At 46.2% G+C, this 24,255-nt stretch carries 24 protein-coding genes; 13 read left to right on the forward strand and 11 right to left on the reverse strand.

Annotation, left to right across the window (positions count from 1 at the left end):
• Positions 1–302 precede the first annotated feature (302 nt).
• The 4 genes from ACUM5Y_RS05480 to ACUM5Y_RS05495 all read left to right on the forward strand — a co-directional run bounded on the left by ACUM5Y_RS05480 (position 303) and on the right by ACUM5Y_RS05495 (position 2,805).
• Complete coding sequence (locus tag ACUM5Y_RS05480; RefSeq protein ID WP_445975860.1) at positions 303–1,193, forward strand: ribokinase; 891 nt, start codon at positions 303–305, stop codon at positions 1,191–1,193.
• A gap of 21 nt (positions 1,194–1,214) precedes the next feature.
• Positions 1,215–2,156 carry a nucleoside hydrolase gene (locus ACUM5Y_RS05485; protein ID WP_445975861.1) on the forward strand — a complete coding sequence of 314 codons (942 nt, stop codon included), beginning with the start codon at positions 1,215–1,217 and terminating at the stop codon, positions 2,154–2,156.
• 142 nt (positions 2,157–2,298) lie between these two features.
• Complete coding sequence (locus tag ACUM5Y_RS05490) at positions 2,299–2,559, forward strand: RNA recognition motif domain-containing protein (protein WP_445975862.1); 261 nt, start codon at positions 2,299–2,301, stop codon at positions 2,557–2,559.
• 21 nt (positions 2,560–2,580) lie between these two features.
• Positions 2,581–2,805, forward strand: coding sequence for a hypothetical protein (locus tag ACUM5Y_RS05495; protein ID WP_445975863.1), 225 nt, complete (start codon positions 2,581–2,583; stop codon positions 2,803–2,805).
• On the opposite strand, the gene ACUM5Y_RS05500 is transcribed toward ACUM5Y_RS05495, so the two are convergent.
• The 10 genes from ACUM5Y_RS05500 to metG all read right to left on the reverse strand — a co-directional run bounded on the left by ACUM5Y_RS05500 (position 2,802) and on the right by metG (position 14,515).
• Positions 2,802–3,128, reverse strand: a complete 327-nt coding sequence (locus ACUM5Y_RS05500) for a hypothetical protein (protein ID WP_445975864.1) — start codon at positions 3,126–3,128, stop codon at positions 2,802–2,804. The two genes, ACUM5Y_RS05495 and ACUM5Y_RS05500, sit on opposite strands and share 4 nt — an antisense overlap.
• A 129-nt stretch (positions 3,129–3,257) precedes the next feature.
• Complete coding sequence (gene aptA / locus ACUM5Y_RS05505) at positions 3,258–4,595, reverse strand: omega-aminotransferase AptA (RefSeq protein WP_445975865.1); 1,338 nt, start codon at positions 4,593–4,595, stop codon at positions 3,258–3,260.
• A gap of 177 nt (positions 4,596–4,772) precedes the next feature.
• Positions 4,773–5,408, reverse strand: a complete 636-nt coding sequence (nth, locus tag ACUM5Y_RS05510) for an endonuclease III (protein ID WP_445975866.1) — start codon at positions 5,406–5,408, stop codon at positions 4,773–4,775.
• Positions 5,409–5,443: 35 nt separating this feature from the next.
• The gene (locus ACUM5Y_RS05515; protein WP_445975867.1) at positions 5,444–6,205 is read right to left on the reverse strand and encodes an electron transport complex subunit E; all 762 of its coding nucleotides are present in this window, start codon (positions 6,203–6,205) and stop codon (positions 5,444–5,446) included.
• Positions 6,206–6,214: 9 nt separating this feature from the next.
• Positions 6,215–6,832 carry an electron transport complex subunit RsxG gene (gene rsxG / locus ACUM5Y_RS05520; protein ID WP_445975868.1) on the reverse strand — a complete coding sequence of 206 codons (618 nt, stop codon included), beginning with the start codon at positions 6,830–6,832 and terminating at the stop codon, positions 6,215–6,217.
• Complete coding sequence (gene rsxD / locus ACUM5Y_RS05525) at positions 6,832–7,890, reverse strand: electron transport complex subunit RsxD (protein ID WP_445975869.1); 1,059 nt, start codon at positions 7,888–7,890, stop codon at positions 6,832–6,834. Before rsxD ends, rsxG begins: the two co-directional genes overlap by 1 nt.
• On the reverse strand, positions 7,891–11,040 hold the full coding sequence (gene rsxC, locus ACUM5Y_RS05530; protein WP_445975870.1) for an electron transport complex subunit RsxC: 3,150 nt from the start codon (positions 11,038–11,040) through the stop codon (positions 7,891–7,893).
• On the reverse strand, positions 11,040–11,636 hold the full coding sequence (rsxB, locus tag ACUM5Y_RS05535; protein ID WP_445975871.1) for an electron transport complex subunit RsxB: 597 nt from the start codon (positions 11,634–11,636) through the stop codon (positions 11,040–11,042). The genes rsxC and rsxB overlap by 1 nt, the downstream gene beginning before the upstream one ends.
• Positions 11,637–11,644: 8 nt before the next feature.
• Complete coding sequence (gene rsxA, locus ACUM5Y_RS05540) at positions 11,645–12,226, reverse strand: electron transport complex subunit RsxA (RefSeq protein WP_445975872.1); 582 nt, start codon at positions 12,224–12,226, stop codon at positions 11,645–11,647.
• Positions 12,227–12,463: 237 nt separating this feature from the next.
• Complete coding sequence (gene metG, locus ACUM5Y_RS05545) at positions 12,464–14,515, reverse strand: methionine--tRNA ligase (protein ID WP_445975873.1); 2,052 nt, start codon at positions 14,513–14,515, stop codon at positions 12,464–12,466.
• A gap of 273 nt (positions 14,516–14,788) precedes the next feature.
• Between metG and apbC the strand changes: the two genes are divergently transcribed.
• The 6 genes from apbC (at position 14,789) to rluF (ending at position 19,363) form a co-directional block, all read left to right on the forward strand.
• Positions 14,789–15,859: an iron-sulfur cluster carrier protein ApbC gene (gene apbC / locus ACUM5Y_RS05550; RefSeq protein ID WP_445975874.1), complete on the forward strand. Its 1,071-nt coding sequence runs from the start codon at positions 14,789–14,791 to the stop codon at positions 15,857–15,859.
• Between the two features lie 9 nt (positions 15,860–15,868).
• Positions 15,869–16,459, forward strand: coding sequence for a dCTP deaminase (gene dcd / locus ACUM5Y_RS05555; RefSeq protein WP_445975875.1), 591 nt, complete (start codon positions 15,869–15,871; stop codon positions 16,457–16,459).
• Between the two features lie 222 nt (positions 16,460–16,681).
• Positions 16,682–17,251, forward strand: coding sequence for a DJ-1/PfpI family protein (locus tag ACUM5Y_RS05560; RefSeq protein ID WP_445975876.1), 570 nt, complete (start codon positions 16,682–16,684; stop codon positions 17,249–17,251).
• 166 nt (positions 17,252–17,417) lie between these two features.
• Positions 17,418–17,777 (forward strand): ribbon-helix-helix domain-containing protein, encoded by a 360-nt coding sequence (locus ACUM5Y_RS05565; RefSeq protein WP_445975877.1) that lies wholly within the window; start codon positions 17,418–17,420, stop codon positions 17,775–17,777.
• 113 nt (positions 17,778–17,890) lie between these two features.
• Complete coding sequence (locus tag ACUM5Y_RS05570) at positions 17,891–18,268, forward strand: MmcQ/YjbR family DNA-binding protein (protein ID WP_445975878.1); 378 nt, start codon at positions 17,891–17,893, stop codon at positions 18,266–18,268.
• A gap of 57 nt (positions 18,269–18,325) precedes the next feature.
• Positions 18,326–19,363: a 23S rRNA pseudouridine(2604) synthase RluF gene (gene rluF, locus ACUM5Y_RS05575; RefSeq protein ID WP_445975879.1), complete on the forward strand. Its 1,038-nt coding sequence runs from the start codon at positions 18,326–18,328 to the stop codon at positions 19,361–19,363.
• A gap of 102 nt (positions 19,364–19,465) precedes the next feature.
• Here the strand turns inward: rluF and ACUM5Y_RS05580 are convergent, their stop codons facing one another.
• Positions 19,466–20,308, reverse strand: coding sequence for a mechanosensitive ion channel family protein (locus ACUM5Y_RS05580; protein WP_445975880.1), 843 nt, complete (start codon positions 20,306–20,308; stop codon positions 19,466–19,468).
• Between the two features lie 409 nt (positions 20,309–20,717).
• Here ACUM5Y_RS05580 and ACUM5Y_RS05585 point away from each other — a divergent pair, with 409 nt between their 5' ends.
• From ACUM5Y_RS05585 to ACUM5Y_RS05595, 3 genes are read left to right on the forward strand one after another with little or no spacing between them, the layout of a single operon-like run.
• Positions 20,718–21,974, forward strand: a complete 1,257-nt coding sequence (locus ACUM5Y_RS05585) for a PqiA/YebS family transporter subunit (RefSeq protein ID WP_445975881.1) — start codon at positions 20,718–20,720, stop codon at positions 21,972–21,974.
• On the forward strand, positions 21,971–23,614 hold the full coding sequence (pqiB, locus tag ACUM5Y_RS05590; RefSeq protein WP_445975882.1) for an intermembrane transport protein PqiB: 1,644 nt from the start codon (positions 21,971–21,973) through the stop codon (positions 23,612–23,614). The genes ACUM5Y_RS05585 and pqiB overlap by 4 nt, the downstream gene beginning before the upstream one ends.
• Positions 23,615–23,633: 19 nt before the next feature.
• Positions 23,634–24,227, forward strand: a complete 594-nt coding sequence (locus ACUM5Y_RS05595) for a PqiC family protein (protein WP_445975883.1) — start codon at positions 23,634–23,636, stop codon at positions 24,225–24,227.
• Positions 24,228–24,255: the final 28 nt, after the last annotated feature.

Raw genomic sequence — 24,255 nt, forward strand, 5'->3', positions numbered from 1 at the left:
TAAGATGACCTATTTTAGGAGGTTCCCTACAAAGTCATGACTAGGCTATAGCAGAAAGCGTTTGGTTTTTTTGTTATCATGAACAAGTATCTTCAAAGGGTATGTAAAAACGCTCCATTCTTCAGAATGGAGCGTTTTTTATGGGTGTTGTTTTGCTAGTCTTTGAAGATAAATTTATATTTGTTCAATCGGTCAGAAATTTATACAATCGAAAGACGATATACATTCTTGCGCTATGTTGATGGCATGCTATTTAGCACAGTAGACGATAGGTTCACTTTTAAGTAAGCCCTGAGGGAAATATGACAATTTACAACTTCGGCTCGATTAATCTCGACCACCTTTATCAGCTTGACCATTTTGTTCGACCTGGTGAAACCATGGCTTCAGAAAGCTACCAGTGTTTACTGGGAGGAAAAGGGGCAAATCAGTCAGTGGCTTTAGCGCAAGCGGGTGGTGGGGTGAAACACGTCGGAGCTATCCACAGTGTCGATACCATGATCTTGAACCAGCTTGAAGAGTTTAAGGTTGATGTGTCCTTGATCGAAACCCTAGATACCCCTACAGGTCATGCCATTATCCAGCTTACCAAGGCGGCCGAAAATTCGATTATCCTCTACCCAGGGGCTAACCATTGCTTGAGCAAAGCAAGAGTTGATGAAATTCTATCGGCTGCCCAGCAGGGCGATTGGGTGTTACTGCAAAATGAAACCAATTTAGTGGATTACATTATTGAAAGTGCCCACGGTAAAGGTTTAAAAGTGGCTTTCAATCCTGCACCAATGGATGCTGAATTGACGAAAGCGGTATTGCCTTTTGTGCATTTATTAATCGTTAATGAAGTCGAAGCGATGGACTTGGTTGGCGTAGACACAATTGATGCCGCGGCGCAGTTGTTGCCTGAGCGTTACCCAGAATTGGCAGTGCTCATGACACTTGGAAAAGACGGTGTGCGTTACTTTGATGGGGAAGAAAACCTACATGTGCCTGCTTTTCGTGTCGACGCTGTGGATACCACGGCCGCTGGGGATACCTTTATTGGCTATACTTTATCGGCGATTTTATCTGGTACTCCCATCGCTGAGGCCATGCGTCGTGGTTGCGCCGCCTCCGCTATATGTGTGACACGTCTCGGGGCGATGGCTGCGATACCTTCTCAGCACGAAGTCGAACAATTTCTTTTAGAGAATTAAAAAATATTAAGGATGTCTTTCATGGCTCGTAAAATAATTATTGATACAGATCCGGGTATAGATGATGCAATGGCCATTTTCTTTGCCTTTCAAGCACCAGAAATCGAAGTGCTGGGGCTGACAACCACCTTTGGTAACGTTCCAGTAGCATTAGCCACCCAGAACGCAATCACCCTAACTGAAATTGCCAAGGTTGACGTACCTGTGGCTCAAGGGGTGGCAGTACCTTTTGAAATCGCACCACGCCCTCATCCTGACTTTGTTCACGGTGCAGATGGCTTTGGTAATATCAACTGGCCTGCACCAAAGGGCAAGGCGATCGATAAAGACGCCGCCCAGTTTATTGTCGACACGGTACGTGAATATCCAGGGGAAGTGACCATTATTGCCCTTGGACCATTAGGTAACTTAGCGAAAGCCCTAGAGCTAGACCCAGAAGTGGCAAGCCTAGTGGACGAAGTAGTCTTGATGGGTGGTACAGCCATTGAATATGGCAATGTGTCCCCAGTGGCTGAAGCCAACATAATGAATGACCCACATGCGGCGGATGCGGTGTTCACTGCCCCATGGCAGGTGACCATGATTGGTCTAGATGTAACTCATCAGGTGTTGCTAGACAATACTGTTTTGGATCGTATTCGTCAGAAGAATCCAGAGCAAGGTGGTTTCTTGTATGACTGCGCCCAGCATTACATTAATTTTTACAGCAGCCGTTTCGATATGGACGGTTGTTATTTCCACGATGCTTCCACCATAGCCTATGTCATGGACCCAAGTATCTTTGGCGTCGAACTAGGAGCGGTTCGAGTTGCCTGTGAAGGCATTGGTATTGGCCAAACCATTTTTGCGCCACAAGGCATGGAGTTTCCAACACCTTATTGGAACGATGTGCCTATGACTCAGGTGTGTATGGAAGTGGACAGTGAAAAATTGCTTAACCTATTCGAGACGACCTTGTCTTAATAATTACCCTAAGTAATAGGTTAAAACCACAAGGCATGAGAACATGTAGTTCTTGTGCCTTTTTTTATGGCGCAGGCTTTTAGTATGAGCCTGCGCCTTTATTCAATGTTTCTTAGAAGACATTGCCAAAGAGAAAAATGAAATGAAACTATTAGTAAGAAACCTTGCCCGCAATACCACCCAAGAAGAGCTTAAAGCGGCTTTTGCAAAGTTTGGAAGCATCCAATCCTGCACCCTAGTGATGGATAAAGAAACGGGCGAATCTAAAGGATTCGGCTTTGTTGAAATGCCAAAAGTGGGCGACGCTAAATTAGCGATTAAATCATTAAACGGCGCGGAAATTGATGGCGCGAAAATACGAGTGAAAAAAGCAGAAGAGGCGGGTGCTGCACCACAGGAATAGCGCCTAGCAAGGGGGAAAGCAATGATAGATGCGGTCAGCATTGAACAATTGGTGATTCTATTCGTGATAGCCGCGGTGTATCTGCTACCACTTTTCTTACTCTTGTTTTCCCGCCGAGTCGCAGGGCTGACTAAACTTGCTTGGCTGGTGGTGATATTTTTCACCAACTGGCTTGGTTATTTAGTCTTTCGCTGGCGAACTAAGCCCACGACAAGCTCAGCTCTTGGCAAGTCCAGCAAAGCTTAACTGTGATCGTGAATAAAGTGCTCAATAAATAACTTGTCTTGATCCGAAATGGTATGAAAACTTAATCGAATATAGTGCTTATCGTGCTCATTGATAATGTCTTCAAGTGGATCGCAAAGTATTTTTAATTGCTCATTGGCACCTTGATGGCTGGCATTCAGTTCCAGAAACACTAACTTGGAGCGATGAATATCACTAGGGGCTTCTATTTCTGTCATGGTTTTAGATATGTGGGTACAGCGGACAGGCAGGATGGTGCCGTCGATCAAATGTAATGCCCCAGGCCAGAAACAGCGAATATAAGGGTTAGAGGAAATCGTCACTTAGGCATCCTAACTCAACTCTATGATGGAAACCTGAGTATATCTTGCTTTAGTCTAAGCCTGTAGTGCCGTCGGAAATTATCAAAGCAGGCTGTCAATGACTAGCCTGCTTTGTGAGCTTATTTAGCCTTATGAAACTTCATTGATCGTTTCACCCAGGGCGTTTATTAAACTATCAATCTCCGACACTTCAGAAGTGAAAGGAGGGGCTAATTGAATGGTGTCAGCACCATATCTTACATAATAGCCCTTATCCCACATGGCCATGGCAATCTGGTAAGGACGTTTAGCGGGTTCTCCATTGATGGGGGCAATCGTTAACCCTGCAGCTAGGCCATAGTTACGAATATCGCTAATGTTGGCGCAGACATCTCTTAGTTGATGAACCTTATCTTCAAAAATAGGGCTCAAGCTCTGCACTTGGGCGATCATACCTTGTTGTTCTATCTCTGCAAGAGAGGCTAATGCCGCCGCGCAAGCGATTGGATGGGCTGAATAAGTATAGCCATGGGGCAGTTCCAACATGTATTCTGCACCACCATGTTCCATAAAGGTGTCATAAATTTCTTGTTTGAACGCCACGGCCCCCATAGGAATAACACCATTGGTGACCTGTTTTGCCATAGTGATGGCATCTGGCGTGACGCCAAAGGCTTCCGAACCTGTGCAAGCACCCATGCGGCCAAAAGCGGTAATTACTTCGTCAAATATCAGCAGAATATTGTGCTGATCACATATCTCTCTCAAACGCTTTAAGTAACCTTTTGGTGGCACAATTACACCACCAGAGCCGGACATAGGCTCTACAATAACGGCAGCAATGTTAGAGGCGTCATGTAGATTGATCAGATTTAATAAATCCTCTGCGCGCTCTTGGCCTTGCTCGGCCATCCCTTTGCTGAATTCCGTACCAGGAACTTGGGTGTGAGGTAGGTGATAGGACTCCAAGCCTTGTCCATAAAGGGTGCGGTTAGCCGGAATACCGCCCACACTGAAGCCTGAAATACCCGCTCCGTGATAGCCCTTAGCACGGCCAATAAATTTGGTTTTTGTACCTTGGCCTTTTTTGCGCCAATAAGCTCGTGCAATTTTAAGGGCGGTATCCACCGATTCAGAGCCTGAACCGGTAAAGAAAATACGGTTTAGACCTTCAGGCATAAACTCGCCAATTTTTTCCGCCAGAATGAAAGATTGTTCATGGCCAAATTGAAAAGCAGGTGAGTAGTCTAAGGTTTTCACCTGATTGGCCACCGCTTCATTGATGCTAGGTACGCTGTGACCCAAACCACAGGTCCATAGACCCGAAAGGCCATCAAAGATTTTTCGACCCTCAATGTCTGTGTAGTAATTGCCCTGTGCGGAGGCGATTAAGCGAGGGTCTTTTTTAAACTCACGGTTGCCTGAATAAGACATCCAATGGGCATCAAGCTGAGCTTGGGTAAGACGAGATTTAGAAATATGGCTCATGGCATCCTCTGCAATATAGTGAGTATTGAATAGGTCAAGAATGCCGAGCTTGAAAGGTTTAATAAATGTTATGTTATTTAAATTTAAGTTAGTGTTTAGTTAACTAACGGTGGGTAAGATTAGAAATCTAATAGTGTTGAACGGAGGTGGACAATTGGAAGCTTGAGGGCGTCTTGATCAGTCTGAGGTCTTTTCTTTAAATTCGCACAAATCTTCGATGATACAGGCGCCGCACTTTGGCTTGCGAGCCACACAGATATAGCGACCATGAAGTATCATCCAGTGGTGGGCATCCAATAAAAACTCCTTAGGTACAAACTTAAGCAGCTTCATTTCCACTTCCAGTACGTTTTTACCCGGTGCCACCTTAGTGCGATTACTAAAGCGAAAGATATGGGTGTCTACGGCCATGGCCACCTGACGAAATGCCGTGTTTAACACCACGTTGGCGGTTTTGCGGCCAACACCAGGTAAGGCTTCCAGTTCTTCTCGGGTTTGAGGGACAACACTGTTGTGCTGTTCCACCAAGATTTTGCAGGTCTTAATGGCGTTTTCCGCTTTGGCGTTAAAAAGCCCTATGGTTTTGATGTAGCTCTTGAGGCCTTCTACCCCTAAATCCAACATGCTTTGGGGGGTGTTGGCCACAGGGAATAATTTGCGCGTGGCCTTATTGACGCTCACGTCGGTGGCTTGTGCGGAAAAGAGTACGGCAATGAGCAGCTCGAAAGGAGAGCTGTACTCCAACTCCGTTACCGGATTGGGGTTTTCAGCTCGTAAGCGAGAGAAGATCTGATGACGCTTGTCTTTATTCACGTTACTTTTCCTATGCCGATTGCGCTCGTCTTGGATTAGCCTGCCTGACCGGTTACGCGGACACGCTTGGATGCGCTCGGGCCAGCTTTGGCTTTTTCTGCCGCAAGACGTTTTTTCTCACGCTCATCCAAATAGTTTTTACCCGCGATAAGTAAGCCAAGTCCAATGAAGGCACCAGGAGGCAATACAGCAAACAAAACGCTTTGGTAATCACTGAAGACCACCCATTTCCAGTGTACGGCAGACTCGCCAAACAACAGCTGCATATCGCTAAATAGAGTGCCTTGACCGATCAGTTCACGCATGGCGCCTAGTAACACTAGGATAAACATAAAGCCTAGCCCCATCATGAAACCATCGAGGGCAGAAGGCAGCACAGGGTTGCGGCTAGCAAAAGCATCTGCACGGCCTAGGATGGCACAGTTGGTTACGATCAAGGGAATGAAAATCCCTAGAATCTGGTACAGTTCGTAGGTATAAGCCTGCATGATCAATTCAATACAGGTGGTAAATGAGGCGATGATCATCACGAAAGCAGGCAAACGCACCGCGTCTGCTACATAGTTACGGATCAATGAAACCGCGATGTTAGAGCCTACTAGTACCACTAAAGTGGCTAATCCCAAGCCAATGGCGTTCACCACTGTGCTGGTTACCGCCAACATAGGACACAAGCCTAGCAGCTGTACCAGCGCTGGGTTGTTTTTCCAAATGCCATTGTAAATAATTTCGGCATAGTTAGCGCTAGGTTTGTCAGCAGGAGCTGTGTCTTCGACTAATGTATCGTCTGTACTCATCTTAGTATCCTATTGTGCTAGCAAGCTGGCTTTGTTTTGTTCAAAGTAGATAAGCGTGTTCTTAACCGCTCGCACCACGGCTCTTGGGGTAATGGTTGCCCCAGTAAATTGGTCAAATTGACCACCGTCTTTCTTCACGCCCCAGTCTTTCTCTAAAGGGTTGCTTAGGGACGTGTTAGCAAAGCTTAAAATCCAGTTAGACTTTTTCAAATCGACTTTATCACCTAAGCCAGGGGTTTCTTTGTGGCTGATGACACGGCTGCCTGTAACCGTGCCGTTTTTATCAATGGCCACCAATAAATACAGATTGCCGTTATAACCACTTGGCGCAATGGTCTCGAAAATAATGCCAGAGACGTCACCTTGCTTGCGAGCAATATGGATTTTTACCGGTTCTTTAGAGCCTAATAAATCATCTGGTTCTAGCAGAGCAGAATCTTGAGTTAGGTCGTTGTCGTACAGTTGCGCCGGTAAAATTTCATTAAAGGCCGCCACTTGTGCAGCAATAATATTGTTTTCAATGGTCTTTTTTGTATAGAGCTGAGTAAGGGCGATTAAGCCCGCAGTGAAGACAGCGAAAATACCCAAGCCAATACTGTTGCGACGGATAGATGAGAGCAATTCCATTAGTTATCCTCCCCAACTTTTAGGCCTTTTTTCGCCTTCTTATGGCCGTAGGTACGTGGTTGCGTGTAGTAATCAATAAGTGGTGCGGCGAAGTTCATGAGCAGTACGCCAAAGGCAATACCATCTGGGTAACCGCCCCAAGCTCGAATGATATATACCAGAATACCAATGCCCGCACCGTACACTAATTTGCCACGATTACTGGTACAAGAAGACACAGGGTCGGTAGCAATGAAGAAAGCGCCAAACATAGCGGCACCTGTTGTCAGGTGAAACAGAGGGCTTGCGGCATCCGCAGGGTTCAACAAGTAGAAGAAGCCCGCCATCACAAATAGAGCACCCAACAAAGCGGCTGGTGTGTGCCAAGTAATCACGCGAATATAGAGTAACCACAAACCGCCCAATAGGTAGGCAAGGTTTACCCACATCCAACTGTTAAGGCTGGCTGCTTGTAGGGCAGGTACGCTGGCAAAAGCCGCTTGGCTATCTAGGACATCTTTATTTTTAAAACCATCGAGAGGGGTGGCCATGGTGTAAGCATCAATGGCAGGCAGATGGCTAAAAATCGCTTGGGCACTTTGACTAAACGACAGGCTGTCGGCGGCCGCTACCAAATCCGCAGCGCCAAGCCATTGGCTCATTGGCACAGGGAAAGACACCAAGACAATGGCGTAACCCACCATAGCAGGGTTGAATGGGTTGTTACCCAAGCCACCATAAAGCTGTTTCGCAAAAATGATCGCAAAGCCTACTGCGGTGACGGTCACCCACCAAGGCACAGTCGGCGGTAGGGCAATACCCAGCAACACAGCCGTTAGTAGTGCACTGTAGTCCTTTAGGAAAAAGCTCACGTTGCGACGACGCACGGATAAAATTGCTGCTTCACAAACCAGAGCGGTAATACCTGCTACCGCAATATTCATCAAGGTGCCCCAGCCAAACAGCCAAGTTTGCAGCAATACCCCTGGCAGGGTAGCTAAAATGACCATCTGCATTACCCAAGAGGTGCGTTGTCCTGCACGTTGCGTATGGGGAGAAGTGATTCTTAATAATGCCATTTAACGACTCTCTTGAGCGTGTGTAAGTTGTTCGAGTTTAGCTTGTGCTTCTTGCAATTTTTGTGGCCATTCGGACTCTGCGATTTCGCTGTCGTCCTTACCTTGTTCTTTTAACAAAGCAATGTTTTTCTCGGCCTTTTTAATACCTGCTTTGGCAATGGCTAGGTCGATTTTAAGTTTTTTCTCAGCATCCGCATCCATCACAGGTGCGGCTTTAGCGGCTGGCGCTTTTTCTGCTATAGGAGCCTGTGCAGGTGCAGCATCGGCTTTTTCTAGCTGTGCTAATTTTTGCTGAGCTTCTTGTAGCTTTTGTGGCCATTCGGACGCTGCAATTTCGCTGTCGTCCTTGCCTTGCTCTTTTAATAGGGCAATGTTCTTCTCGGCCTTTTTAATGCCTGCTTTGGCAATGGCGAGATCGATTTTGCGTTTTTTCTCAGCATCCGCATCTACCACAGGTGCAGCTTTAGCAGCAGGCGCTGCTTCTGCTACAGGAGTCTGTGCAGGTGCGGCATCGGCGCTTTCCAGCTGTGCTAGCTTCTGCTGAGCTTCTTGTAGCTTTTGTGGCCATTCAGACGCTGCGATTTCGCTGTCGTCCTTGCCTTGCTCTTTTAATAGGGCAATGTTCTTCTCGGCCTTTTTAATGCCTGCTTTGGCAATGGCGAGATCGATTTTTCGCTTTTTCTCAGCATCTGCATCCAGTGCGGCTTTAGCGGCTGGTGCTTTTTCTGCTACAGGAGCTTGTGTAGGTGCGGCATCGGCGCTTTCCAGCTGTGCTAATTTTTGCTGAGCTTCTTGTAGCTTTTGTGGCCATTCAGACGCTGCAATTTCGCTGTCGTCCTTGCCTTGCTCTTTTAATAGGGCAATGTTCTTCTCGGCCTTTTTAATGCCTGCTTTGGCAATGGCGAGATCAACTTTACGCTTTTTCTGAGCATCGGCATCTGCACTGGTTGCCGCGCTCGGGGCAGGGGCAGCACTGGCGCTTGCTGTTGGGTTATTCAACGCCTGCTCTAGCTCATCGGCTCTTTGTTGAGCGTCTTTTAGTTGCTGGCGTAGGGTTTCAAGCCCTGGCGATTGAATTTCTTCGGCTTTCCTTAATGCCTTCTCGACTTTTTTAACCGCAGCCTTAGCAATGGCAGCGTCAATTTTTAGTTTCTTCGCTTCATCGGATAAGCCGGCTTTACTTGGCGCCGCTTCGACTGGCGCTGTGCTTACTTCGCTGGCAGAGAGTTTTGTCACTAAGGCTTGCGCGGCTTCAAGGTCACTGTTGAATCCCTTGATCTTATCTTGCAGTTCCGTGTTGTCCGGCTCGCTGTCGAGTTGTTTTTGCAGTTTCTTCAACTTAACGCCAATCAGTGCCACATCCACTTTTGCCTTTTTCAGTTCGTCGCTGACAGGGGCTTTGGCCGCAGGAGCAGGTTTGGCGGCCACCACAGGTGCCGGCGCAAGTTTAGCCAGCTCAGCTTCTTGTTTTGCCAGTGTTCCTTCAAGATCCGTGACCTGCAGTTGCAGGGCATTAATCTCTTCAAGGTGCTCACTTTCTTGGGCGGCAAGTAATTGTTTCTGCAATTTCTTCAGCTTGGTTTTACCAATGGCTACATCAATTTTTAGCTTCTTAGCATCGTCACTGATGGGGGCAGCTGGGCTGGCTGCTGCCTTACTTGGTGCTGCCGCTGTCGGAGCAGGTTTATCCGTTGTTTTCTTCGTGCTGGCTTGTTGACGAGCCAAACGTTTAGCTTCTTTCTCTGCAATCTCGGCTTCTTGGCGCGCTTTACGAGCTTCAAAGCGTTGCTTAGCAATGTCCGACTTAATCGCCGCTTCGCGATTTTCACGAATGGTGCTCTTACTATGGCGGTAATACTGCACCAGAGGAATACTGCTTGGGCACACATAAGAACAAGCACCACATTCGATACAGTCGAATAGGTTGTAATGTTCGGCTTTTTCTAATTCTTGGCTTTTACTAAACCACAATAATTGTTGCGGCAATAAGCTGGCTGGGCAGGCTTGCTCACACATACCACAACGTATGCAGGCTTGCTCTGGCTCAGGTGTTGGTAATTCTTGAGCAGTAGCGGCCAAAATACAGTTACTGGTTTTAACGATTGGCACTTCTGTGGCATTTAGGGTGAAACCCATCATAGGGCCGCCCATTACTAGGCGCTGAATACGCTTTTGGTCCGCTTGAGCGTAATCCAAAAGGTGCTCAATCGGCGTGCCAAGCAACACTTCTACGTTTTGCGGTGCGCCTAGGGCATCCCCGGTTAAGGTGGTGAAGCGTGAAATCAGCGGTTGACCAAGATAAATGGCATCATGAACGGCGACACAGGTACCGACGTTTTGACACAAAACGCCAATGTCGGCTGGGTATTGACCACTTGGTACTTCTTTACCAGTCAGCAATTGAATCAGCTGCTTTTCGCCACCCGACGGGTACTTAGTGGGCACAACCGCTACTTGAATCGCGCTATTTCGAGCTTGAATCGTCTGTTTTAGAGCAGCAATCGCAGTAGGCTTGTTATCCTCGATACCGATTAACATTTGTTCTGCTTGTACCAAGTGTTGAAGCACTTCAATACCTTGAATAAGTGCGTCGGTCTTTTCGCGGATCAGCATGTCGTCGGCTGTGATATAAGGCTCACACTCAGCCGCATTAATAATGAAATGCTTAATGGCATGCTTGTGGGCACCTTGCAATTTTACTTGCGTAGGAAAGCCCGCGCCGCCCATACCCACAATGCCCATTTCCCCTAAAAAGGTTAGGGTGTCTAGATGTGGAATGCTTTGCCAATCCAGCAAAGGGGTTCTGTCTTGCCAGGTGTCTTGTCCGTCTGGTGTCAGCACAATACACAAATCGCTTAAGCCAGAAGGGTGAGCAATTAAGCGTGGCTCAATCGCCTCTATGGTGCCAGAAGTCGGAGCGTGTAAAAAACTGCTCAGAAAACCATTGTTTATGGCAATAGGCTGACCTTTTAAAACCTTAGTGCCGACTTCCACGATAGGGCGAGAAGACTGACCTATATGCTGGCCCAGAGGCAAAATTAATTCAGCAGGCAGACTTGGGCGACCTAGCGGTAGTTGCAAGGATTGAGTTTTGTTTTCCGGTGGGTGTATGCCGCCGTGAAAAGAAAAAATATTAACCGCTGTTTGCATTAGTGAACTACCTCAGCCTGACGGTCTGTGGCAATAATTTTGCCAGCAACCGCTGTGATACCTTGGGGCTTATCCCATGACCAATTTTTCGAGGTAACACCCACTTCTACCATATCAATACAATCTACCGGACAAGGTTCAACACATAAATCACAGCCAGTACACTCGTCTGCAATGACGGTGTGCATTTGTTTGGCCGCACCCAAAATCGCATCAACAGGGCAGGCCTGTATGCACTTGGTACAACCAATACATTCGTCTTCACGGATCACTGCCACACGTTTGGCGGTTTCTGTGCCGTGGTCACCGTCTAGAGGAATCGCTTCCACATCAAGAAGGTCTGCAAGGGCTTGGATGGTGGCTTGACCACCCGGTGGGCAGTGGTTGATAGCCTCACCGTTAGCAATGGCTTCAGCATAAGGACGACAGCCCGGGTGACCACATTGACCACACTGAGTTTGCGGGAGTAACGCGTCGATCTGTTCAACAATCGGGTCGCCTTCCACATGGAAACGTACATTGGCGTAACCAAGAATGGCGCCAAAAATAAGCGAAAGAATGAGTAGGATCCCAATGGCAATAAATACAGTTAACATGGGAGCTCCTATATTTGCACTAGGGCAGTGAAGCCCATGAAGGCCAGTGCCATAAGGCCTGCGGTAATCATACCGATAGCGGAACCTTTAAATGCAACAGGAACGTCGGCCACATTGATTCGCTCACGCATGGCGGCAAATAGCACCAATACGAATGAGAAACCGACTGCCGCGCCAAAGCCATAAAGGATGGATTCGACAAAACCGTTTTGTTTGCTGATATTTTGTAAGGCCACACCCAATACAGCACAGTTGGTGGTGATCAAAGGCAGGAAGATACCCAGTACCCGGTAAAGTAGCGGGCTGGTTTTACGTACCACCATTTCGGTGAACTGCACCACAACGGCAATCACTAAGATGAAGGAGATGGTTTGTAGGTATTCCAAGCCGAAGGGCTGCAATATATAGGTAAACGTCAGATAGCTGCATAGGCTAGACAAGGTCAAAACAAAGGTGGTGGCCATGGCCATACCTATGGATGTTTCGAGCTTACCCGATACGCCCATGAAAGGGCATAGTCCTAAAAATTGTACCAATACAAAGTTATTAACCAAGATGGTGCTAACCAGTATAAGGAGATAATCAGTCATCTCACGTCCATAAAAATAGTCGAAAAAAATATGCTAATAAAATGCAAAACGATAGGTTTTTGTGCAGCGTAACTATAGCAAGTTGCTTATAACTAACAAGATCAAAACATGACCTTATTTAGTTTAATTTAGAATATATATAATAGGTTGAGATTATATAACCTCACATTATGTAATGATTAAGTACAACTGGCCTAGCTTATAAAGACCAGTTGTACCGACTCTCTAATGCTGTGCTTACATAACCCGTTGGCCAGGCTTAGCGCCTGAATGGGGCTCAAGTAGGTAAATCTCGTCACCACCTGGGCCTGCTGCCAATACCATGCCTTCCGACAAACCAAACTTCATTTTACGCGGCGCAAGGTTGGCCACCATAACGGTAAGCTTGCCTTCTAGATCTTCTGGCTTATAAGCGGATTTAATACCAGAGAAAACCGTGCGAGTTTCACCACCGATATCGAGGGTGAGTTTTAGTAGCTTGTTGGCTTTTTCCACATGCTCGGCTTTAGCGATCAAGGCGATGCGCAGATCCACCTTCGCAAAGTCGTCAAAATTGATTTCAGCTTCTAGAGGCTCTTTGCTCAACTCTGTAGCTTCTTGCTTAGGCTCAGATTCAGCTTTGGCGGCAGCATCGGCTTCAGCTTCCAAGCGGCCTTCTTCGATCATGGCATCGATCTGCTTCTGCTCAATACGACCCATTAGCGCTTTAAATTTGTTTACCTGCTTACCAAACAGCAATTCACTACGGTTGCTCCAAGTCAGCTCTTTGTTCAAGAAGGTTTCGGCATCAGCCACCAAATTTGGCATCACAGGTTTCAGGTAGGTAGCCAAGATGCTAAACAGATTCAATGCGACAGAACAAACCTCTTGTACTTTAGGTAAGGTGGCTTCATCTTTCGCCAATACCCAAGGGGCTTGGTCAGCAATGTAGGTGTTGGCCACATCCGCAAGACGCATGATCTCACGCACGGCCTTACCGTATTCACGTTTTTCAAAAGATTCCGCGATGCCCTCGCCTGCGTCGATGAAGCTTTGAATCATTTCCTGTTCGCTGACAGTGCTTGCCAGTTGACCATCGAACTTTTTATTAATGAAGCTTGCGGTACGGCTGGCGATGTTGACCACTTTACCGACCACATCCGAGTTCACACGCTGGATAAAGTCTTCTAAGTTCAAATCGATGTCATCAACACTGGCATTTAGCTTGGCAGCAAAGTAGTAGCGCAAGTACTGAGGGTCTAGGTGATTTAAGTAAGTGCGGGCTTTAATAAAGGTGCCACGAGACTTCGACATTTTAGTGCCGTTTACCGTTACATAGCCGTGGGCATTCACGCCTGTTGGCGTACGGTAACCTGCACAATCCAACATGGCAGGCCAGAACAAGGCGTGGAAGTTGATAATGTCTTTACCGATGAAGTGGTAAAGCTCAGCATCGGAATCCTTACCCCAGTAATCATCAAAGTTTAGCTCTGGTGTACGATCACATAGGTTTTTGAAGCTGGCCATGTAACCGATTGGGGCATCTAGCCACACGTAAAAATATTTGCCCGGAGCGTCTGGGATTTCGAAACCAAAGTAGGGGGCATCACGGCTGATGTCCCATTCTTGTAAACCAGAATCCAACCATTCCGCTAATTTATTGGCCACTTGATCTTGTAGGGTGCCACTGCGGGTCCATTTCGCTAGGAAATCTTGGAAGTCAGGCAATTTGAAGAAGTAGTGCTCGGACTCTTTTTCGATCGGTGTTGCGCCGGAGTAAACCGAGCGTGGATCGATCATTTCCATTGGCGTATAAGTCGCAGAACATACTTCACAGTTGTCGCCGTATTGGTCTTCGGCTTTACACTTAGGGCAGGTGCCTTTAATGAAACGATCCGCTAGGAACATTTCTTTTTCAGGATCGTAGGCTTGAACAATCGAACGCACAGCAATTTTGCCATTATCACGAAGGGCCGTGTAAATGCTGTTGGAAATTTCGCGGTTTTCTTCTGAGTGGGTAGAGTGGTAGTTATCATAACCAATCAAGAAGTCGTTGAAGTCACTCATGTGTTCTTGGCGCACGCCATCGATCAACTGCTCTGAGGTGATACCGTTTTGTGCCGCTTTGATCATAATGGCTGTACCGTGGGCATCATCGGCACACACGGCGGTACAAAGGTGACCACGCATTTTTTGGAAGCGAACCCAAATGTCTGTTTGGATATGCTCCAGCATGTGCCCTAAATGGATTGAGCCATTGGCATAGGGGAGGGCGCTGGTAACTAAAATTTTGCGTTGCGTTTGTGCCATTAGATATAAGCCTACTGGATGTTAAATAGTCGAATGTTGGTTTGAACACTAGGCGAATTGAATTCTGGTTTTCACCAAGCCTAAAATGAACGAAACATTTTGAAGGCGTAATTATAAGTCCCAGTAACTTGTGTGCAAGAGCTAGACTTGCTTTTCCGCAATTTGCCCTCACACTAGGCACATAAACTGAATTTATTTTGATAGATTTTGCGCAGCAAGGGCAAAGACCCAGATGAATCGCTGCAAATCGTCAATGCTGATGGAGAACCCACCATGTTAAGTGATGCCCAAATACAAGCACAACTAGAGCAGCTTATTGATCTCAATACTGCTCAAGCCTATGGGCCAGTATGGCAAGTGATCAGTGATGATCAGCGTATCCATGTCACCTTAAGCTTGGGTTACCCTGCGGAGCAAGAACAAGCCAGTTTGCGTGAACGTATTAGCGAGCAGCTTAAAGATCAACGCCAGCTAGTGTTAGACATTGAAGCCAGCATTCAGCGCCACAGTACACAGGGCAACATTGCAGGCTTAGAAGGGGTGAAAAACGTCATTGCTATTGCTTCCGGCAAGGGCGGTGTTGGTAAATCCACCACGACGGTTAACCTTGCCCTAGCCATGGCGAGGGAAGGCGCACGGGTAGGAATTCTGGATGCAGACATTTATGGCCCGAGCCAAGGCATGATGATGGGGTTTGCTGAAGATACTCGCCCACAAGTACGCGACGAGAAATTCTTTATTCCACCCAGCTCCCATGGTGTACAGGTGATGAGTATGGCTTTCTTAACCACTAAGGATACGCCAGTGGCTTGGCGTGGACCTATGGTGACAGGCGCCCTGATGCAGATTCTGACGCAAACCGATTGGGATGATTTGGATTACTTGTTTATTGATATGCCACCGGGTACAGGCGACATTCAATTGACCTTATCGCAAAAAGTGCCAGTAGCAGGTTCTGTAATAGTGACCACACCCCAAGACATTGCGCTATTAGATGCCCGTCGTGGCATCGAAATGTTTAATAAGGTGCAAATTTCGGTTTTGGGCGTGGTAGAAAATATGTCCACACACATTTGTTCCAATTGTGGTCACCATGAAGCCATTTTTGGTGACCAAGGTGGCGCGAGTCTAGCCGCGGAATATCAGGTCGATGTCTTGGGCAAGTTGCCTTTGAGTTTAGCTATTCGTGAGCGCAGTGATGCGGGGCGTCCTTTGGTGGTGAGCGAGCCAGAAAGTGAGGTGGCGAATATTTATCAGTCGATTGCTCGTAAACTTGGTGCTACCCTTGCTCACCGACAAGATCAGCAATTTGCCATGCCGACCATTGGCATGAGTGACGACTAAGGAAATACCATGCGTTTGTGTGACCGAGATATAATTAAAGCCCTAGATGATGGCGCGATCGTAATCGAGCCGCGCCCTGATAACAGCGTCATTAGTGGCGTATCGGTGGATTTACGCTTGGGGAATTCATTTCGTGTTTTTCAAGGGCATCCTGCCCCCTACCTAGATTTAAGCAGCTCTAAAGCCGACTTAAGCAAAGTGATCGAATCGGTCATGAGCGATGAAATACTGGTGAAAGATGGCGAACCTTTCTTTATTCACCCAGGTGAGTTGGTGTTGGGTGTGACCAAAGAATCCGTGACTGTCCCTGATTATTTAGTGGGTTGGTTAGATGGTCGTTCATCCTTGGCACGCTTGGGGCTAATGGTGCATGTTACGGCACACCGTATTGACCCGGGCTGGAGTGGCGGTATCGTACTGGAGTTTCTAAACGGGGGGAAATTACCAATCGCTCTAAGCCCTGGTATGACGATAGGGGCGATCAACTTTGAAACCCTATCTGGCCCTGCTGAACGTCCTTACAATAAGCGTGACAACGCCAAGTATAAAGACCAAAAGTCTGCCGTTGGCAGCCGCATCAGTGGCGATAAAAACGACTGATTTGGATTATTGGACAAAATCAATCCCTCTATCGATCAAGTAAGCTGGCAAGCTAAACGCTTGCCAGCTTACTGTCTCTTCAAGCGATAACCCTTTTAATACCTTTCTTATCCCTTGGCATCTACCTGTATCTTTAAACAATGTAATAACCCTTTAATACCTTTCTGATTGAACAAGCTGATACAACTAGCCTGCGAACTTTTTATTCTTAAGGAGCAGGTCATGTCTAATAAAAAAATACTAATGATTACTGGCGATTTCACTGAAGATTACGAAACCATGGTGCCGTTTCAGGCCTTGATGAGTGTTGGTCATACCGTTCATGCGGTTTGCCCTGATAAACAAGCAGGGGAATCCGTGGCGACGGCCATCCATGATTTTGAAGGTGACCAGACGTACACAGAAAAAGTAGGGCATCGCTTTGCTCTTAACGCCAGTTTTAATGACATCGATCCTGCCGATTACGATGCTTTAGTGATTCCCGGTGGCCGCGCTCCAGAGTATCTGCGACTCAATCCGCAAGTCATTGCCATGGTGAAGCACTTTTTTGCGGAAAATAAACCTGTGGCGGCAGTGTGTCATGGGGCTCAATTATTGGCCGCGGCGGGTGTTTTGGCGAATCGTAAATGTTCAGCTTATCCGGCTTGTCAGCCTGAAGTAGAGCTTGCTAAAGGTGTCTATGCAGACATACCAGTGGATCAAGCCATTACCGATGGAAATCTAGTGACAGCGCCAGCATGGCCGGCTCATCCCCAATGGTTAGCGCAATTTTATGCCTTGCTAAACGCCTAATTTATCTTATTAGCAGACTGAATATAGCGACAACGAAATAAGGAAGTTGCCTTGTTTAGTCTGCTTTGCCTCTAGAACTTGTCCGTTGATTTCGCTATTTTCTATGCTTGAAGATCATTGCAGTCCTAGTAAACAAAAATAATAAGTGCGACAAGGAATCCATGCTATGTGTAAGCTATTTGTGAATTCAGATCCTAGCCTATGGCAAAACGTTACCCGTTCATTACGTATTGATGGCATGGTAACCAGCATTCGTTTGGAAAGTTTTTTCTGGTTTACTCTCGAAGAAATTGCCCAGCGAGATAAATTAAGTTTGGCGCAGATGATCGCCAAGCTTAATCATGAAGCCCTCGATGCAGGCCATGATCTGGATAACTTCACTTCCTTCCTACGTGTCTGCGCCATGCGCTACTTACATCTTCAAACCCTTGGCATGCTGCCACACTCTAGTGACATCAGTATTGCGTCCCTAAACAGTGATCGCATACTCAAACAAGAAAAGTACTACTTAGACACCCACCAATAGGCTCTTCAGTCATAAAAGCAAAGTTTTCGGTCAGCCTTATAAAAGACTGACCGCTTTGCTGTATAATCTACTCAAACTATCGAGCGTTTAAAATGAGCGTTGGCTGAGGGCTTATGACCTACGATGAATTTAACCAGTTTTGTGCAGCACTACCTGCCGCTACTCATGTGGTTCAGTGGGGCAATTCACAAGTTTGGAAAGTGGGTGGCAAAGTGTTTGCCATTGGCGGTTGGGGAAAAGATAAACAACCCGCTTTTACCTTTAAAACCTCAGAATTAAACTATTTGTTTTTAAGTGAATGCCCAGGTTATCAACCGGCACCATACCTTGCTAGTCGAGGCCTTAAATGGATCCAACAGTACGATAACAACAATGTGAACTTGGATGAATTGCATTATTACCTTAGTGAATCCCATCGCATTGTCTCTTTAGGCTTAAGCAAGAAAAAACAAAAAGAACTGGGTTTAAACCAAAATACAGAGTCTGAATGACCTGTCACCAACCCCCTCGATAAGATATTCAAACAACCCTTTTTCAATTGGAAATTTATGTTTACAGCGTCCTCCACCCGACTAAATAAATACATCAGTGAAAGTGGTATCTGCTCGCGTCGTGATGCCGACCGATTTATTGATCAGGGTAATGTTTTTATTAATGGCAAGCGGGCGAAGGTCGGGGATCAAGTGAACCCTGGTGATACCGTTCGCGTAAATGGCCAGCTAATTGAGCCTCAAGACGCCGACGATTTTGTTTTTATCGTCCTTAATAAACCTGTGGGCATTGTAAGTACCACAGAAAGTTCAGAGCGTAATAACATTGTCGACTTTGTCAGTCATGGGGTACGAATCTTCCCCATAGGGCGCTTGGACAAAGACTCTCAAGGGCTGATCTTTCTGACCAATAACGGTGATTTGGTTAATAAGATATTGCGTGCTGGCAATGACCATGAAAAAGAATACTTGGTAACCGTTAACAAGCCCATTACAGAGTCTTTCATTGAGGGTATGGCGGGTGGCGTGCCTATTTTGGGCACTATGACCAAAAAGTGTCCGGTGAAAAAAATCTCTCCAACGGTATTTAATATCACCCTAGTGCAAGGTTTGAATCGACAGATTCGCCGTATGTGTGAACACTTTGGTTACGAGGTAATGAAGCTAGAACGAACTCGTATTATGAATGTCAGTTTGAAAGGGGTGCCAGTTGGGGAGTGGCGCGACCTCACTCAAAAAGAACTGAGTGTACTGTTAAAATCCGTGGAGGATTCTTCCTCGGAAGCGGCCCCTAACCATAAAAGCCAAGGTCGGAAAAACAAACCTTCCCAAGCGGCTAAAGGCCGTGCGCAGGCATCAAGAACAGATGGCAAACCGAAGCGCACGAATGGCTCAAAGAACAGCCCTAAAAATGTGCCAAAGGGCAATACTAAGCACCCTCAAGGGGAAGGGCGTGGTGGCAGATCCAAAGATAAGCGACCCTTTGGTGAAGGTAAGAATATCACGGGCAAAGGTCGCAAACCTGCCGGAAAGCCAGCACCTAAAGGCCAACCCAAGCGCCCTAATAATGGCCCGAAAAGATCACCGAAACGTTAAAGTTTTGATGTTTTGGTCACCACAACACCGATTAGATATAAAAAAGGCTGTGATAGCGATGACTACCACAGCCTTTTTTAATGTCATGAAAGCTCTCTCGAATTAAGCTTTGCTCTTAGCTTCTTCATTGACCACAATGACTTTACGATGAGGGAATGGAATTTCAATACCATTTTCATCCAGTGCTTTTTTGATTAATTCCGGCACTGTGTAAAGCACGTTAAAATAATGCTCGCCTTTACAGAATGGGCGCACAATAAAGTCCACTGAACTGTCGTTTAAGGTTTCTACTTCTACAAACGGAGCAGGTGTTTTTAAAATGTGCGGATGGTTGGCTAAAACATTATCGATCACCGCGCGTGCTTTATCCGTATTTTCGTCGTAAGCAATACCAAATCGCATATCAACTCCACGCTCACTGTAGTGAGAATGGTTGATGATTTGTTGTCCCCAAATTTGGCTATTTGGAATAATGATTTGCTGGTTATCAAACGTTTGTAGAATAGTGGTAAACATGTCGATTTCCGTCACATTACCGAATCTTCCCGCCGCATCAATAAAGTCACCTACTTTGTAAGGACGGAAGAATAACAGCATTACCCCAGCGGCTAGGTTCGACATAGCTCCTTGCAACGCAAGGCCTACGGCTAAACCAGCAGCACCTAATAGGGCTACGATGGAAGCGGTTTGCACGCCAAAACGGTTTAATACCGCAATGATGACAAACGCCAAGATAATATAGCGGGCGACACTGCCAAGGAAACGGAATAAAGTATCATCCAACTGATTGTGTTTTTTACTTAAACCAATAACAAGTTTATTGGCGCTGCTGGCAACCCAAAGGCCCAACAATAAAATCACACTTGCTAATAAAATATTTGTGGCCCAAGACAAGGCCATTGGAAAGTACTGATTCACATCCAATTGCTCTATAAATTCCGACATGCTTATTACCTTTTAATGAAATGAACTAGCTGATTTATTCAGATACTATGATGATTCTCATTAGTATTTATTCTCGAAAGAATATTATGGTGTCGTCTATTAAAAGGAAAGATTAATACTGTGACAATTTGTTTACAGATCATTACTTTCGGAATAAACACCCACAAGTCATGGTTTGGGTCGGGGTGAAACTTGCAGATCGCGAATTTTAATAAAACCGTATTATCTCTGTAGTAAAATGTCTTAGGGTCTATTCAGGGTTACTGCTAGCAGAGTAATCTTTCAAAAAAAGAGTGAACTATGAAGGCCTGTCATACCTCTAATAGCCAAGATAGCATGCATTAGAGGCACACAAAGCCGACGATAAAAGGTATAGTTAGGCGTGAAATTTTAGATGGTGAGTGACTGAGTGTTACAAGAAGAAAGCATTGTATGCGATGAATGCGATTGGGTGAATCTGGTACCACCTTTAGTAAAAGGAGAGCGGCTAAAGTGCGAGCGCTGTTCTCATGTTTTATTGAGTCTGCATCAACACGTCAATGGTCGTATCTTAGGTTTTAGCTTTTCTGCTTTATTAATGCTGGCGTTATCGTTCGTTTTTCCTTTCTTGAGTTTTTCAAGCAAGGGCGCACAGTACACAATGGATCTATTTGACACCATACGTATCCTACTAGGGCAAAGTTATTTGCTGCTGGGCAGTCTAGTGTGTCTCATTCTGATCGTCTTGCCAGTTCTCTATCTGGTGTCCATTTTCCACCTCTCTTGGTCGTTAAAATGGCGACGCAGAGTCCCTTATGTACAGCGTTATTTAGCCCGCTGGTTTATTGTCATTGAGCCTTGGTTAATGGCCGATGTTTTCTTAGTGGGCATTTTAGTGGCCTTAGTGAAAATGAGCAGTTTGGCGGACATTGAGTTGGGGCTGTCTTTTTGGGCATTTTGTGCCTATGTGGTACTCATGGTTAAGACGGTTTCTTTGGTGGATAAACGCTGGTATTGGCTGCAAGTGGCTGGCCCTGCGAAAGAAGTACCCTCTATACAAGCCATGCCAGCTAAGCAACAAGGACTAATAGGTTGTCATTTTTGTGGTGCGACCTTATTAAAGGATGCAAAGCATTGTTATCGCTGTCGTCATTCCGTTCATAGCCGCCGTCCTGGAAGTTTGAAAAAGACGCTGTCTTATCTCATCGCAGCCATAGTGATGTATATTCCGGCCAATGTTTTCCCCATTATGGAAACGACTTTTCTAGGGGCAACAGAGTCCTCCACCATAATGGGAGGCGTATTACTGCTTTGGTCGATTGGTTCTTACCCCGTTGCCATGATTATTTTCTTTGCCAGTGTGGTGATCCCGTTAGCCAAAATACTGTCTTTGAGCTGGCTCACATGGCAATGCTACTTTCCGACGGAAAGAGCAACCATGCAAAAGATGAAACTTTATCGGCTTACAGAATTAGTCGGGCGATGGTCAATGATTGATATATTTGTGGTCGCGATTTTGACCAGTTTAGTACAACTAGGAAATTTGATTTCCATTTTACCCGGCCCTGCGGCCATGTCATTTGCCTCAGTGGTATTACTGACCATGTTGGCCGCTATGGTATTTGATCCAAGATTACTTTGGGACAAAGATAAGGGCAGCTTAGGTTTACAGGAGAAACAACGTTGAATTTGCCGAAGAACAATGTCGAGAGTTTACGACGCGTTCATTTCAATACCATTTGGTTGGTACCACTCATCGCCATTCTCGTGGCAAGCTGGATGCTCTACCAAAACTGGGCCAGCCAAGGTCCCATCATTACTCTAGTCGCCAGCAATGCGGAAGGGCTGGAAGCGGGTCAAACCACCCTTAAAGCTCGAAACGTAGATGTTGGTAGAGTAATTGATATTCGTTTAAGTGAGGATTACGACAACGCTATTATAAGAGTGCGTATGAATCATGGTACGGAAAATATGCTCCGTGAAGATGCGCAGTTTTGGGTGGTAAAACCGCGCATCGGTAAAGAAGGGGTGAGTGGTCTTGGCACTCTATTATCCGGTGCCTATATAAATATGTCGCCCGGTGAAGAAGGGGATATTAAGAGTGAATTTACCGTCTTAAGTCAGCCGCCTCTGTCGACCGAGAACGAAGGGATTCGGGTGGTTTTACACAGCAAAGACGCTTCAAAACTAGAAGTGGGTGCCTTGGTGCATTTTCGGGGTTATGAAGTGGGTTATGTAGAAGAAGTGGGGTTCGATGCTGAGCAAGGAGCCATTACTTATCGGGTGGTGATTCGTTCTCCCTACGATGCTCTGGTCAATACCGCGGTACAGTTTTGGATAACCCCAGCCTTAGCCTTTAAGAGTACGGCTAAAGGCTTTGAAGTCAGTTTGGATTCCTTGGAAACCTTCCTCTCTGGGGGCATTACCTTTGGGTTAGCGGAAGATCGCCCAGCTGGGCAAGCCGTCACAGATTTACAAGAATTCCGTTTGTTCGCCTCAAAAACCGATGCGGATAACAATCGTTTTGATGACTACATAGAATACGTCTTCTTGTTTGATGCCAACTTGACCAGTCTACTACCGGGGGCGCCAGTGGAGTTCCGAGGCATTCGAATTGGTACTGTCATGGAAGTACCTTTCACAGGTATTTCCATGAGTAAACTGGCACAATTTGAAGAACCACTGATCCCAGTGATGGCGCGCATAGAGCCCCAGCGATTAGGCACACAGAGTGCGGATGATATGTCCTTGCAAGAGTGGAATGCGCTTTTTGATGAACGCATCGAGAAAGGCTTAAGGGCGTCGATAATAATTGGTAACTATCTTAATGCGGCCAAATTAATCAGTTTGGACTTTATGGACGATGCGCCGCCACCGCGTTTTAAAGAATTTGAAGGCCACCGAATTTTCCCTACGGGCCCCGACTTCTTTGGCAACATAGAAGGTAAAATTTCCGGCATGCTAGAAAACTTTGCTGAAGCGCCGATTCAAGAAACCTTTGCTTCTTTGAATCAGACGATGGGAGAAGCCAGTAAAACCCTAGCTCAGCTGCAAGCTTTGAGTAATAGCGTGCAGTCATTAGTGGAACAAACTAAGGACGAAGAGTTACCCGCAGAAGTGGCGAAAACCTTGCAAGAGGTGAATAACACCTTGGCCAGCTATCAGGCTAATGGCCAAATCGGTGGTCCTTTGCGATCTAATATGCAGGCCCTAGAGCGGGCATTAAACGAGCTGCAACCTTTGTTAAGACAATTGCGTGAGCAGCCTAATACATTAATCTTTGATGCCAAACCGCGCACAGACCTAGAACCTAAAGCGGCCCGTTAATAATGAGGAAAAGTAGTTCATGAGAAACTGGCGATTATTTTGTGTGGTAATTATTAGCGGTTTATTAGTCGCCTGTAGTACGCCTCCTGTAGCCCCAAGCAAGGAATACCTATTGTTGGATAAAGGCCAAGTTGAAGCTGAGCCGATTGCCACGAAAAGTGTTGCCATGCATCTATTACCTGTCAGCGTTGCGCCTTACTTATTAGGAACAGAACTTGTACTGGTGTCGTCCCAAGGGGAAGTTTTTCGTTCGCAAAATAACTTATGGGCAGAACCTTTATCGACCCAGTTGACGCGTATTAGTCAGCAAAGTTTAGAGCACCGCTTGCCAGACATTACTTGGTTTGGTCATCAGTCTGTGCCGGTGGATGGGGTTTATCAGTTAAACCTTGAGGTCGATGCTTTTTATGCGGATTTAGATGGTAATGTCCACATAACAGGGCGCTGGCAGTTGGTTTCCCCAGCAAGGGAATTACTACAAGTGGAAACCTTCACTATTGTGGAGCCGCTTCAGGCGGATGGTTTCCCTGCTATGGTGAATACCTTATCTCACCTTTGGTTAGAAAAGGTTGTTCAGGTAGTGTCTACGCAAATTTCTAAAGATTTATTATAAAATTGTTTTATTCATTGCATGATATAAG

The sequence above is a fragment of the Marinomonas dokdonensis genome (assembly GCF_052747885.1).